14 protein-coding genes are annotated in these 13336 nt (G+C 68.4%); 7 read left to right on the forward strand and 7 right to left on the reverse strand.

The window, feature by feature from the left end:
- Positions 1-6 precede the first annotated feature (6 nt).
- Complete coding sequence (locus EL337_RS18385; RefSeq protein WP_048633171.1) at positions 7-963, forward strand: acyl-CoA dehydrogenase family protein; 957 nt, start codon at positions 7-9, stop codon at positions 961-963.
- Between the two features lie 3 nt (positions 964-966).
- Here EL337_RS18385 and EL337_RS18390 read toward each other — a convergent pair whose 3' ends face one another.
- The gene (locus EL337_RS18390) at positions 967-1776 is read right to left on the reverse strand and encodes an SDR family NAD(P)-dependent oxidoreductase (protein ID WP_370737169.1); all 810 of its coding nucleotides are present in this window, start codon (positions 1774-1776) and stop codon (positions 967-969) included.
- Positions 1777-1842: 66 nt separating this feature from the next.
- On the opposite strand from EL337_RS18390, the gene EL337_RS18395 reads away from it, so the two are divergent.
- Together EL337_RS18395 and EL337_RS18400 are read left to right on the forward strand one after the other, a co-directional pair.
- Positions 1843-2916: an NAD(P)H-dependent amine dehydrogenase family protein gene (locus tag EL337_RS18395; RefSeq protein ID WP_048633112.1), complete on the forward strand. Its 1074-nt coding sequence runs from the start codon at positions 1843-1845 to the stop codon at positions 2914-2916.
- A gap of 242 nt (positions 2917-3158) precedes the next feature.
- Positions 3159-3461, forward strand: coding sequence for a hypothetical protein (locus EL337_RS18400; protein WP_048633213.1), 303 nt, complete (start codon positions 3159-3161; stop codon positions 3459-3461).
- Between the two features lie 71 nt (positions 3462-3532).
- Here the strand turns inward: EL337_RS18400 and EL337_RS18405 are convergent, their stop codons facing one another.
- The 6 genes from EL337_RS18405 to EL337_RS18430 form a co-directional block, all read right to left on the reverse strand.
- Positions 3533-4372 (reverse strand): DegV family protein, encoded by an 840-nt coding sequence (locus tag EL337_RS18405; RefSeq protein WP_048633212.1) that lies wholly within the window; start codon positions 4370-4372, stop codon positions 3533-3535.
- Positions 4373-4381: 9 nt separating this feature from the next.
- Positions 4382-5128, reverse strand: coding sequence for a diglucosylglycerate octanoyltransferase (gene octT / locus EL337_RS18410; protein WP_048633211.1), 747 nt, complete (start codon positions 5126-5128; stop codon positions 4382-4384).
- The gene (gene gpgP / locus EL337_RS18415) at positions 5118-5795 is read right to left on the reverse strand and encodes a glucosyl-3-phosphoglycerate phosphatase (protein WP_048633210.1); all 678 of its coding nucleotides are present in this window, start codon (positions 5793-5795) and stop codon (positions 5118-5120) included. The genes octT and gpgP overlap by 11 nt, the downstream gene beginning before the upstream one ends.
- Positions 5792-6190, reverse strand: a complete 399-nt coding sequence (rsfS, locus tag EL337_RS18420; protein WP_048633209.1) for a ribosome silencing factor — start codon at positions 6188-6190, stop codon at positions 5792-5794. Before rsfS ends, gpgP begins: the two co-directional genes overlap by 4 nt.
- Entirely contained in the window at positions 6187-6801 is a 615-nt protein-coding gene (gene nadD, locus EL337_RS18425) for a nicotinate-nucleotide adenylyltransferase (RefSeq protein WP_048633208.1), read from the reverse strand. The genes rsfS and nadD overlap by 4 nt, the downstream gene beginning before the upstream one ends.
- A gap of 72 nt (positions 6802-6873) precedes the next feature.
- Positions 6874-7602 carry a GntR family transcriptional regulator gene (locus EL337_RS18430; RefSeq protein ID WP_048633207.1) on the reverse strand — a complete coding sequence of 243 codons (729 nt, stop codon included), beginning with the start codon at positions 7600-7602 and terminating at the stop codon, positions 6874-6876.
- A 140-nt stretch (positions 7603-7742) separates the two neighbouring features.
- Between EL337_RS18430 and EL337_RS18435 the strand changes: the two genes are divergently transcribed.
- Genes EL337_RS18435 through EL337_RS18450 form a run of 4 tightly spaced genes read left to right on the forward strand, consistent with a single transcriptional unit; the run spans position 7743 to position 13292 of the window.
- Positions 7743-9224 carry an amino acid permease gene (locus EL337_RS18435; RefSeq protein WP_048633332.1) on the forward strand — a complete coding sequence of 494 codons (1482 nt, stop codon included), beginning with the start codon at positions 7743-7745 and terminating at the stop codon, positions 9222-9224.
- 11 nt (positions 9225-9235) lie between these two features.
- Complete coding sequence (locus EL337_RS18440) at positions 9236-10681, forward strand: FGGY family carbohydrate kinase (protein ID WP_048633206.1); 1446 nt, start codon at positions 9236-9238, stop codon at positions 10679-10681.
- Positions 10678-12051: an NAD(P)/FAD-dependent oxidoreductase gene (locus tag EL337_RS18445; protein ID WP_048633205.1), complete on the forward strand. Its 1374-nt coding sequence runs from the start codon at positions 10678-10680 to the stop codon at positions 12049-12051. The genes EL337_RS18440 and EL337_RS18445 overlap by 4 nt, the downstream gene beginning before the upstream one ends.
- Positions 12048-13292, forward strand: coding sequence for an NAD(P)/FAD-dependent oxidoreductase (locus EL337_RS18450; RefSeq protein WP_048633204.1), 1245 nt, complete (start codon positions 12048-12050; stop codon positions 13290-13292). Before EL337_RS18445 ends, EL337_RS18450 begins: the two co-directional genes overlap by 4 nt.
- Positions 13293-13336: the final 44 nt, after the last annotated feature.

Genomic DNA, 13336 nt, shown 5'->3' on the forward strand with positions numbered 1-13336 from the left:
GCCGACATGATGGACGCGGTGTTCGCCGAGCACGGCCGCGACACCGACCTGTGGGGGCGACTGGACGGGCTGGGCCTGGTGCGTCTCACCGGATCCGAGGACTCCGGCGGAAGCGGTGCGAGCTGGCGTGAAGCCGCCGAGCTGTTGTCCGCCGCTGTGCGGCACGCCGTACGGATTCCGTTGGCCGAACACGATTTGTTGGCCTGCCCTGTCCTCGACGCGGTCGGCGTCCTCTGTGACGGCGCGCCGCGCACCGTGTGCCTGCTCGACGGGCGCGGCCACGCCGACGCGGTACCGTGGGCCTCACAGGCCGAACGAATCGTCGCGCTCTGGGCGGACGGCGACGCCTACGTCGCGGCCGATCTGGCCGCCGACGAAGTGCGAATCACGCCGGGATCCAACATGATCGGTGAACCCCGAGACCACGTCGCGGTGGACACCGCATCACTGCGGGGGGTCGCCGTCCCCTCGGAGCTGGTCGACCAGCTGCGGCTCAAATCAGCGATGGTGCGGTCCATCCAGATCTGCGCAGCGTTGGACAGGGCGCTGGAACTCTCGATCGAGCACGCTAGGTCGCGGGAGCAATTCGGCCGGCCACTGGCGAAGTTTCAGGCGGTACAGCACCAGATCGCCGACATCGCCTCCGAGGCTGCCCTCGCGCGATCGGCCACCGAGTCCGCGCTGTCGGTCGCCGTGGCCGGCGACTGGCGTGCCCCACAGCTGGACTTCCTTGTCGCAGTGGCGCGGTCATGTGCCGGGCACGCCGCATCGGTCGTCGTGCGCAACGCGCACCAGGTACACGGGGCGATCGGGACCACCCGCGAGCACCGGCTACACGAATTCACCCGTGCCGCACTGGCGTGGCGCTCGGAGTACGGGTCGGTGCGCTACTGGGACGCCCGGCTGACCGACATGGCGACGGCTGCGGGCGCGAACGAGCTGTGGGGGCTGATCTGCCCCTAGGGGTCAGCGGATGACGACAGAGCTCGGTTCCCTTGGCGATCCCAGCATTTCCCGGTGCGACGGTGGTGTACGCCCCCCGTCGTCGGTGATTCCATAGCGCGCCGCCAATTCGGCCGAGATCAGGGTGTGACCGCTGACCGCGGACAGGTCAGGGTCCCGGAACAGCGCGTCGATGACGTGGCCGGTGAACTCCGGCGTCTCGGCCTGCGCGGCGAACGCGTCGAGCGCGTCCGGGTTGCCGTCGAACGCAGACCGCAACTTCTCGGTCAGCAGGATGCCCATCCAGAGCGACACCGATGCCACACCGGTACCACCGAAGTCGACCGCCATGTCGGCGGCCATCTTGTCGACTCCGGCCTTCTGCGCGCCGTAGGCGGGCCCGTGCATGTAGCAGACGGCGCCGGGCGACGAGGTGAACACGATCAGGCCGCGCCGCTGCGCGGCCAGCAGGGGGGCCGCGTGCCACGAGGCGACATAGGACGAACGGAGCCCGACGTCCAGGACGTCGGCCAGATCGCGGGGCTTCTCCCAGAACGGCTTCGGGCTGACCAGTTCGTCGGAGATGACCGCGGCGTTGTTGACGAGCAGATCGAGCCGACCGCACTCGGCGTGAACCCGCTCGAACAGCGACCCCACCGCGTCGTCGTCGCGGTGGTCGACCCGCACCCCGATGCCCCACGACGGCGTCTCGGGGATGGACCGTCCGGTGCCGTACACCCGCCAGCCCCTGCCGGCCAGAGCCGCGGCGATGCCGAGCCCGGCTCCGCGGCTGGCGCCCGTCACGACGGCTACCGGGTCGGCAACCGGACCCATGTCGCTCATGCCGCCACCTTAGAGGCAGTAGCTTGCTCTCTGGAACGACACTCGACGAGGAGACCCATGACTGCCAAGGCCACCGAATCCAGGACCACCGGCGCGCCACTGCGCGTCATTCAGTGGACCACCGGCAACATCGGGCGACGATCCCTGCACGCGATCATCGGACGCGACGACATGGAACTGGTCGGCGTCTTCGCCCACGGCGCCGACAAGGTGGGCGTCGATGCGGCCGAGCTCGCGGGGTGGCCGGAACCCACCGGAATCACGGCCACCAACGACATCGACGAACTGGTGGCGCTGCGGCCCGATGCGTGCTGCTACAACCCGCTCTGGCCGAGCATCGACGAGCTGGTACGCCTGCTGGAATCAGGGATCAACGTCTGTTCCAGCGCGGCGTGGATCACCGGGGGCAAGCAGACCCCCGAGGATCTGGATCGCATCCGGAAAGCCTGCGCGACAGGCAATTCCACCATATTCGGCAGTGGCGCCCACCCCGGGATGAGCAATCTGGTGGGCATGGTCCTGTCCGGCGCGTGCGAGCGCGTCGACGAGATCCGCATCACCGAGTCGGTGGACTGTTCCACCTACGAATCCGCGGGCACCCAGACGGCGATGGGCTTCTCCCAGGACCCCGACACACCGGGACTGGCCGAGAACGTACGCAGGGAGAGCGAGGTGTTCGCCGAATCCGCCGCGATGATGGCCGATGCGATCGGGGCCACGCTGGACCGGATCACCTTCGACGTGACGTTCACCGCCGCGACCGGCGACAGCGATCTGGGCTTCATGCAGATCCCCGAGGGAACGGTGGCCGGCGTACACGGTTACCACCGCGGCTGGGTCGGTGACCACAACGTCGTCAGCGTCGGCTTCAACTGGATCATGGGCGAGCACGTCACGCCGCCGAAGCCGCTCGAGCACGGCCACGTCGTCCAGGTCTTCGGCGTTCCCAACATGCGGACCGTGGTGCACTGCCTGCCGCCCAGGGACTGGACCGAACCGGGCTTCATGGGCCTGGGCATGATCTACACCGCGATGCCGGTCACCAACGCGGTGCCAGCGGTCGTAGCCGCGCCACCGGGAATCGTGACGCTCGCCGATCTCCCCCCGATCACCGGACGGTCATCAGTCTGAGGCCCGGCCCGGCGGCAGGGCCCCTCACTCGAACGTGCATTCGATGCAGGGGCCCTGCTTCCGAGTCTCACCGGTGTAGTACTGCCAGGGGCCGTGCAATTCCTGCCAGCGGAATTATTCGCGTGAGCTGCGGGTTTACACCATCAGAACACCAAGAACCACCACCACCACCATCACCACCAGAAGTCGAAACCGCGAGACACGCTCCACGGCTCCGACCCACACAAGGGAAGAGCAGAACCATGAAGAACCTCACCATCACCGCCACCGCAGCCGCCGCCCTGACCGCCGGATTCCTCGGCCTGGCCGCCCCCGCGCTGGCCGCCCCCACCGGCAACGGCGACGCCCGGGCCACCATCAGCCAGCTCGAAGCCCAGGGCAACCGGGTCATCGTCAACAAGCTCTCCGACGCCTCGCTGTCGGAGGCCGACGTCGTCAGCGTCAAGCAGGGCGGCCCGATCCGCGGCACCGTGCAGGACGATTTCAACGACCGCACCTACCAGCAGACCGTCACCGGCTACGTCTACTACGTCGACGTCCGCTGACCGGACACAGCGGGTGACGCCCGCTGATCGGCCAACAAGGAGGGGCACCCCGTGGTGGGGGTGCCCCTTCGTCATGTCGTGGCCACGCGTACCGCCACACCTACCGCTCCGCCGCCGACGTGCACCGACAACAGTGGTCCCATGTCCGCCACCGTGAGGGACGAGATCTGTGGAAGCCGTTGCGTGAGTGTGGCACCGAGTTCATCGGCGGCATCGTGATTGTCCACGTGGTGCACGACGATGTCGGCGGCGTTGTTCCCCACCACCTCCGCGACACGGTCCACCATCGCCGCATGCGCCTTGGTGACTGTGCGGATCCGCTGATCGAGCACCAGCCGTCCGTCGACGTCCAGACACAGCAGCGGTTTCAACGCCAGTGCGGTTCCCAGCCAGGACGCCGTCGTGCGAATCCGGCCACTTCGGCGCAGATTCTCCAACCGGTGCACGACGAGATAGACGTGGGTTCGCGACACCGCTGAGCGCGCAGCCGCCTCGACCGCGTCGATGTCCGCACCGGCACTCGCGCAGCGCGCCGCGGCCGTGGCGACGAAGCCGACGCCCATCGCCGCCGACCGCGAATTCACCACCCGTACCGACGGCCCGAATTCACGCGCCGCCGTCACCGCGGCGCTGTAGGTGCTCGACAGGGCGGCCGAAAGGTGTACTGCGACAACCCCGTCACCACCGCTGTCGACAAGCGCCTGCCGGTAGGTCTCGACCAGTTCGGCGGGGGTCGCACCCGCGGTCGTCACCTTGGGACGGTCGTGGATGTCGAAGGGGACGTCATCGACGCCGTCCCGCAGGTCCACGCCGTCGATCAGGACATGCAGGGGCACCTCGCGAACGTCCCAGCGCTTGCGTTCGTCGGGCTGCAGGCGCGACGACGAGTCGCTGACCACCACGACCGGCATGGCAGACCGCTAACCTCCCGAGGCGGGAACCTGCACGCCCGCCTCGGCCAGACCTTTGATCATCAGCTCGGCAACCGCCTGATGCGCTTCGAAGTTCCAGTGAATCCCGTCGGGATTGCCCCGACCGCTCATCACTTCCTCCCCCACCGCCGCCTTCAGATCGACCAACGGCACCGCGTGTTCAGCCGCCCAGCGGGTGATCGCCGCGACCGTGCCCTGCCTGCCGTGGTGAGCCATCCCGTAGGTGGGGGCGATGTGAACCGACGGTAGCGAGGCCACCACCGGGATCCCCGGACGATTGAAGTCGATTGCTGCCCTCGTCATTTCGAGGTACTCGACGGTCAGGTGCGGCGGTAGAGCAGCTCGCGCGATCGGAGAGAACCGTGGTTGCACCCATCCGTACCCGTCACGCACCCACCGCCGTACCCGCGGAGGCCGCACATACCGGATCAGTTCGCGCAGCGCGGTGGGCAGCGGCGACGGCAGCGAGTCCATGCCCGAGGTTGCGAAGATCACCGCACCGGCCTTGGGTAGCGCAGCCCACGACCGCGGGTCCTGCGTCGCAGCCCACCACACGTCCCGGCTGGTCCAGCCGATCCGCCCGATCAGCTCTACACCCCAACCAAGCTGTCCGGCAACGATATTCGGCCAGATTCGCGGGTCGTCCGCCGGCACGCCCCCGGTCGGTCCGTAGTAGGACAGCGAATCGCAGAAGACGAGCAACGTGCGGGCGCCGTGGGTGGACTCAGAGGACATCGTTGGCGACCTGCGCCGAGGCGTTCCACACGTCGAGTCTCCACCGGATGTCATCGAAGGATGCCGGATCACCGTCGGTGCGAGTGTGCCCCGCCAATTGCACCCAGCTCGCGTTGCCCATCCCGCCGAGCACCGGCCAGGTGTCCACAGGCAGGCCGAGCAGGGCCGCGGTCAGCGCGGCGATCAGGCCACCGTGAGCCACCAGCACCACCGGGCGATCGGGATCATCGACTCCCCAGTCGCCCCGTGCCTGCACCAGCTCCCGCACCAGCGGAATACTGCGGTCGGCGACGTCGATCCGGCTCTCCCCGCCGTGTGGAGCCCACCGCGCATCGTCGCGCCAGGCCAGCCTGGCACCGGGCGCCACCGCGTCGACCTCCAGATGCGTCATCCCCTGCCAGTCCCCGAGATGTGTCTCGCGGAGCCGGGTGTCGATGCTCACGGGTTGGCCGCTGCGGTCGCCGAGTGCGACGGCGGTATCGAGTGCGCGGCGCAGATCAGACGAGATGATGAGCAGGGGTTGGCGTTTGGCGAGCACCTCGGCGGCCGATGCGGCCTGTTCACGACCGAGGTCACTGAGATCGGTGTCGAGTTGGCCCTGCATCCGGCTACCCGCGTTGTACTCGGTCTGCCCGTGCCGCAGCATGACCAGGCGGCGAATGGTCATTCCTCGTCCTTGTCCCCGGCCGCATCGCCATCCGGGGTGTCGAGCTCGATCGGAACTGTCGGGCAGTCACGCCACAGTCGGTCCAGCGCGTAGAAATTGCGTTCATCCTGATGCTGGATGTGCACCACGATGTCGACATAGTCCAGCAGGGTCCAGCGTCCCTCGCGGGTGCCTTCCCTGCGGGCCGGCTTGTATCCGGCCTGGCGCATCTTCTCCTCGACCTCGTCCACGATGGCGTTGACCTGGCGGTCGTTGTTGCCGGAGGCGATCACGAAGCAGTCGGTGATGACGAGTTGACCGGACACGTCGATGACGACGATGTCCTCGGCGAGTTTGGCCGCGGCCGCACGCGCGGCAATGGTGGCCATCTCGATGGCTTCGGCTGTGGCGGTCAGGGGTCGACTCCTTCACCTACGAGGCTCTGGTTGCTGTAGAGATTGCGCTTGGCGACGTACTGGACGACGCCGTCGGGAACCAGATACCAGATGGGACGGGACTTTTCGGCGCGAAGCCGGCAGTCGGTGGACGAGATGGCCAGTGCAGGCACCTCGACGAGGTGCAGCGCATCGGCGGGCAGTTCCGACATGGCGGCTGAAATGTGCTGAGCGTCGAGCTCGTAACCGGGCCTGCTGACCCCGATGAAGCGCGCGATCGCGAACAACTGCTCCCAGTTCTGCCACGACAGGATCGACGCGAGCGCGTCGGCGCCGGTGATGAAGTAGAGGTCGGCGTCGGGATTCTGGTCGTGCAGGTCGCGCAGCGTGTCCTTGGTGTAGGTCGCGCCGCCCCGGTCGATGTCGACCCGGCTGACCGAGAACCGCGGGTTGGCCGCGGTGGCGATCACCGTCATCAGGTAGCGGTCCTCGGCGGAGGTGACGACGCGGCTGCGCTTCTGCCATGGCTGACCGGTGGGCACGAACACGACTTCGTCGAGGTCGAACAGATCGGCGACCTCGCTGGCCGCGACGAGGTGCCCGTTGTGGATGGGGTCGAAAGTTCCGCCCATCACGCCCAGCCTTCTCTGCCGTCGGCCGCCTGGTTGCACGAATAGCGAGCTTACGGGAGTGCGGGGGCGCGCTCAGACCGCAGACAGATTGTGAGTCTGCAGAACCTCGGACACCTCGAACGCCGCTCGGTCGGCGCGGTAGATGTCGCGCGCGTACTCCACGCACCGTCCGGCGCTGTCGACGGTGCTGCGCGTCAGGAGAGTCCCCGCCGATCCGGCCCGCACCCCGAGCTGCACGCTGGTCGCGTCGTCGAGAACGATGGACTCCAGCACTGCCGTCGTCCGGGCAAGCTCGATCCCGTACCGCGACCGCAGCACCGCCCACAACGAACCGTCATCGGGCTCGTCCAGGATCCCGGGGGTGAGCTCGGCGGGCAGAAACGTCGTCTCCAGCGCGAACGGCACGTCGTCGACGCTGCGCAGCCGGTGGAAAACGTGCACTCCGGCACCGTCGGCAAGTCCGAGCGCGCGCCGCACCGCCGGAGTGGCGGGCCGATGCTCGGCCCACAGCAGCTGCGCGGCAGGGCGGCGTCCCATGCGGGCCACCTCTTCGGAGAAGCTGCCGATGTGGAACCGGACCCGGGGCTCGGCAACGAACGTTCCGCGCGGCGGTTTGCGGTAGACCACGCCCTCACTCTCGAGCAGGGACAGTGCCTGCCGCGCGGTCATACGGCTGACGCCGTGCCTTTCGGCGAGCTCGCGCTCGGACGGCAACAGGGTGTGAGGGCCCAGCTGTTCGGTGTCGATCCGGTCGCGGACGTCAGCGGCGATCGTCATGTACAGCGGCGTGCCGGAGGGCATCAGTGCAGCGTAGTCGCGTAAGTCGACTTCGGTTCGGACATGGGGCGTGTAAATACTTCGTGACTTCGTTGACGTAACGGCACGCCCATCCGATACTTTGGTTCAACCACATGGTCTATACCACGGAGATGGAGATCCGAATGTCCGACGTGCCTTCACGCAGTGATGCCGCCGACCTTGCTCAGTTCGGCTACACACAGTCCCTGGAACGCCGCACCGGCAAGTTCGCGTCCTTCGCGGTGGCGTTCGCGTTCGTGTCCATCGCGACCGGCATCTTCACCACCTACGGCGCCGTCTTGAACAGCTCCGGCCCGGTGGGTATCTGGACGTGGCCGATCGCCGTCGTCGGGCAGCTGGCCGTGGCGTTCGTGCTCGGCGCCCTGGCCTCGCGGATCCCCGTGACCGGCTACCACTACCAGTGGATGTCTCGGCTGGCCAACCCGATCCTGGGCTGGATCATCGGCTGGATCTCGTTCACATTCCTGGCCGTCGTGGTGTGCGCTGTCGACTACACCATCGCCTCGACGATCCTTCCCGTGCTGCTGAACTACGAGAGCACCCCGACGATCGCGTGGATGATGACGGCCGGAGTTCTGGCCATCCAGGCGCTGCTCGTGGCCTTCTCGACGCCGTGGGCCGAGCGGGTCAACAACAGCCTGGTGACGCTCGAGCTGATCGGGATGGTGGCGCTGACCGCGCTGCTGCTGGTCGTCGCCGCCGTCCGCGGCGACATGGACTTCTCCAATCTCTTCAGCAAGGGCGCGATTCCGAGCGAAGGCTTCTGGAGCTTCGGGGACTGGACCTCGGCAGGGCCGTGGATGTTGGGCTTCCTGCTGGGCGCCTTCACCATCGTGGGCTTCGAGTCGGCCGCCAACCTCGCCGAGGAGACCCACGACCCGGAGCGAGTGGTACCGCGCGCCATGTGGCAGGCCGTCCTGGCCTCCGGCGTACTGGGTTTCGTCTTCCTGATCGCCGTTACCCTCGCCGCCGGCGACCCGGTGGCCCTCGCCGAGTCCGGGACGCCGATCGCGGACGTCATCGACAAGACGCTCGGCTCCGTCGTCGCCACCCTTCTGCTCCTCATGGTGGTGCTCGCGATCTTCGCCTGCGGCCTGGTCATCATGATCACCGGAGTGCGATTGACGTGGGCGATGTCGCGAGACGAGCGCTTCCCCGGCTGGCAGCAGTGGAGCCAGATCTCCCCCCGCTTCCGCACCCCGATGAAGGCCACCGCGGTGTACTTCTGCCTCGCGCAGCTGATCCTGGCGATCTTCGCCCACTCCGAGACGGCCCTGTTCACGCTCTTCGGTGCCGCGACGCTGCTACCCGCGGTCATGTACGCCTCCACTGTGGTGCTGTACCTGATCAAGCGCAGAGACCTGCCGACGAACGGCAAATTCGACCTGGGGGCGTGGGAGATCCCGATCCTGGTGGTGGCGATCGTATGGCTGGCCTTCGAGCTTGCGCTGTTCCGCGACGCCGCCTTCAAGGAGGCATGGCTGTACGTCCTCGTGATGGTTGCGATCGGCGCGGCGTATCTGGCGTATCTCCTCATCCGGCGCGGCAAGCAGGCATTGTCGATGCCGGACATGCACTCGATCGACGCCGAGCTCAGGGAGTGACAGGACAAGCCATGCACCACATCCTGGCCATCGACCAGGGCACCTCCGGGACGAAGGCCGTCGTGGTCGACATCCGGGCCGGCGCCGCCGGGCGGGTCGCCGCCACCGCCGAAGTGACGCTGCGTCCGGAGTACCTCCCCGGCGGCGGGGTCGAACAGGATGCCGAGGCGCTCTACGAGTCCGTCGTCACCGCAGGCAGGCGTGCGCTGGAGCTTGCCGGTGTACCGGTCGTCGCGGTGGCACTGGCCAACCAGGGCGAGACGGTGCTCGCGTGGGACCGCGACAGCGGCAGGCCGCTCACCCCGGCGATCGTCTGGCAGGATCGCCGCGCCGAATCACTCTGTGCCGCAATGTCTGACCGAGCCGACGAGATCGCGCGGCGTACCGGACTGATGCTCGATCCGTACTTCTCGGCGCCGAAGATGGCGTGGATCCGCGCCCACCTGACCCGTGACGGCGTGGTGACCACAACCGATACCTGGCTCGTGCACCGCCTGTGCGGCGCTTTCGTCACCGACGCATCGACCGCGAGCCGCTCGCTGCTGATGGCACTGGACGAGGTGCGCTGGGACGACGACCTGCTCGCGCTGTTCGGTCTGGCGGGCGAGGCGCTGCCGGAGATCGTCGGCAGCGACCAGATCGTGGGCAGCACGGACGTCTTCGGCTCGACGCTGCCGGTGACCGGGCTGATCGTGGACCAACAGGCCGCCCTGCTCGCCGAAAGCTGCCTGGACGCGGGCTCCGCGAAATGCACGTACGGCACCGGCGCGTTTCTGCTGGCGCAAGTCGGTTCCGAGCCAGTGCGTTCGACGTCGGGGCTCACCACGTCGGTGGCCTGGCGGCTGCGCGACGAGACGTCCTACTGCATCGACGGCCAGGTGTATACGGCCGCATCGGCCATCCGATGGGCCGTCGACCTCGGACTGGTACCCTCGGCCGACCAGATCGACTCTGCAGCAGCAGATTCCAGCGACGGCGTACTGTGCGTCCCTGCACTGGCGGGTCTGGCCGCACCCTGGTGGGATGCTGCGGCCACCGCGTCCTTTGCCGGGATGACGTTGTCGAGTAATCGCGGCAACTTGGTGCGGGCCCTGATCGAGGGGATCGCCGCACAGGTGACGGCGCTCATCGACCTGGTGGCCGACGACCTGGGGCGGCCGTTGACCCGGCTTCGCGTGGACGGTGGGCTGACGCGCTCGACGGTGCTGATGCAGGCGCAAGCCGATCTGGCGCGGATACCCGTCGACGTGTATCCGTCGCCGCACGCGACCGCGCTCGGCGCCGCCGCGTGCGCGCACCTCGCGGTCGAACCGGACATCTCGGTGGCGGACGCGGTGGGCACCTGGTCGCCGCAGCACACCTTCGAACCCCGGTGGTCAGACGAGCGTGCCGCTGACTACCTGGACCGCTGGCGCCGTGCCGCCGAAGCCACTCTCGCTCAGGAGGCTGCGCAATGATCTCCGATGTCGTCGTGATCGGTGCGGGCATCGTCGGCTCCGCGATCGCGAGGGCGCTGGCCGCCACCCGGCTGTCGGTCACGCTCGTCGAGGGCCGTGGCGATGTCGGCGACGGCACCAGCAAGGCCAATACCGCGTTGCTGCACACCGGCTTCGACGCCACACCGGGAACACTGGAGTCACGGCTGGTCGCTCGCGGCTACCACTTACTGGGCGACTACGCGGAGCAGACCGGCATCCCCGTCGAACGCACCGGGGCGATGCTGGTCGCGTGGACCGAGGAAGAATCCGACGTCCTACCGCGGCTCGTAGCCAAGGCTGAAGGCAACGGCTACCTCGACTGCGGCATCGTCCAGTCCGACGAGGTGTACCGGCGGGTCCCCGACCTCGGACCAGGTGCTCTGGCCGGGCTGACGGTGCCGGGCGAGTCGATCATCTGCACCTGGACCACGAACCTGGCACTGGCCACCGACGCCGTCGCGCGCGGAGCCCGGCTGCTGCGCGGCGCACGGGTGACCGAGGTGGTGGCCGGCCCCGAGTACACGACGTTGCGCACCACCGGTGGCGATGTGCGTGGGCGCTGGATCATCAACGCCGCCGGGCTGGGCGCCGACCTGCTCGACGCCGAATTCGGGTATCACCGCTTCACCGTGGTCCCACGTCGGGGCGAGCTGCTGGTGTTCGACAAGCTGACCCGGCCGTTGGTGCCGCTGATCGTGCTGGCGGTACCGTCCTCGCGCGGCAAGGGCGTGCTGGTGAGCCCGACGATCTACGGCAACGTGATGGTCGGCCCGACGTCGGAGAACCTCCAAGACCGCACTGCGACAGGAACTTCCGAGCAGGGATTCGAGTTCCTGGTGTCCAAGGGACGCGCGTTGATGCCCACGCTGTTCGACGATGAGATCACCGCGAGCTACGCGGGCCTGCGTGCCTCCACCGATCATGACGACTACCTCATCGACCTCGATGCCGAGCAGAGATACGTGCTGGTCGGCGGGATCCGCTCCACCGGGCTCACGTCCGGGATGGCGATCGCGGAGTATGTCGCCGGCCTGCTCGCCGACGCGGGCGTGGATGTCACCGAACGCGACGATCTGCCTCCGCCGCCGCGGATGCCCAACATCGGAGAGGCGGGCCTGCGCCCCTACCAGGACGCCGAACGCGTGGCGGCCGACCCGGAGTACGGCCGCATCGTGTGCTTCTGTGAACGGGTCAGCGCGGGCGAGATCCGCGACGCGTTCCAGTCCCCCATTCCGCCGGCCGATCTGGACGGGCTGCGCCGGCGGACCCGGGTGATGAACGGCCGCTGCCAGGGGTTCTACTGCGGGGCGCACACGCAGACGCTGCTGCAGAGCGGGGCCGCGCGATGAGCCATGTCGCAGTCGCCGTGATCGGCGGTGGCCCATCCGGACTCACCGCCGCCGCCACGCTGGCGCCGCTCGTCGACGGCGAGGTCCTCGTCCTGGAACGGGAAGCCCATACCGGCGGGATCCCCCGCCACAGCGACCATCTGGGCTACGGCATCCGCGATCTGCACCGGTTCGTCTCCGGGCCGGCGTATGCCCGCAGACTCACCACGATGGCCGCCGACGCCGGCGCGGTGCTCGAGACCGAGGCGATGGTCACCGGATGGGCCGGAGAACGCACGATGCAGGTCACCTCACCCCGAGGCGTCCGCACGGTCAGCGCCGACGCGGTGATCCTGGCGACGGGAGCGCGCGAGAGACCCCGCCCGGCGCGGATGGTGCCGGGCGACCGCCCCGACGGCGTGTACACGACCGGCCAGCTGCAGAACCTGGTGCACGTCCATCACACGAAGGTCGGGACGAAAGCGGTGGTCGTCGGCGCAGAACTGGTCAGCTGGTCAGCGGTGCTGACCCTGCGTGAAGCCGGTTGCGCCACAGTGGCAATGGTCAGCGGTTACCGCCGCGCGGAGGCCTATGCGGCGTTTCGCTCCGCCGGCCGTGTGCTGATGGACGGTCCGGTACTGACCGGCTGTCGGCTGGTAGCCGTCCACGGCAAGCATCGGGTGCGATCGGTCACCGTGGAATCGCTGACCACCGGTGAGCGTCGCGACATCGACTGTGACACGGTCATTTTCACCGGAGACTGGATCCCCGATCACGAGCTTGCGCGTACCGGCGGGTTGCAGATGGACGCCGCCACCCGGGGCCCTGTCGTCGATACCGCGCTACGAACCAGCCGCCCCGGGGTCTTCGCGGTGGGCAATCTTCTGCACCCGGTGGACACCGCCGACGGTGCCGCGCTCGACGGGCGGCACGTCGCCACAGCGGTGCAGACGTGGCTGGGCCGCAGCGGCGAGCTCGCTGCAACGGCTGCCGAGACCCGGATCGTCGTCGAGAAGCCGTTCCGGTGGGTGGCGCCGCAGCGGATCGCGGCCGGAGCGGGCATACCCGCCCGTGGGGACCTCCTGCTGTGGACCGACGAGTACCGCCGCTTGCCGAAACTGCGCGCCGTGCAGGACGGCCGGGTGCTGGCCACCAAGCGCACGCCGTGGCCCGCGGCGCCGGGACGGATCTACCGCGCGCCGTGGACGCTGGTCGCCGACGCGGACCCGAAGGGCGGCGCGGTCACGGTGTCGCTGGCTTAGGCCGCTCGATCGTGCCATGTCATCCGCAACACGCCGCGGCACGC

Source organism: Mycolicibacterium aurum (genome assembly GCF_900637195.1).
Classification (GTDB): domain Bacteria; phylum Actinomycetota; class Actinomycetes; order Mycobacteriales; family Mycobacteriaceae; genus Mycobacterium; species Mycobacterium aurum.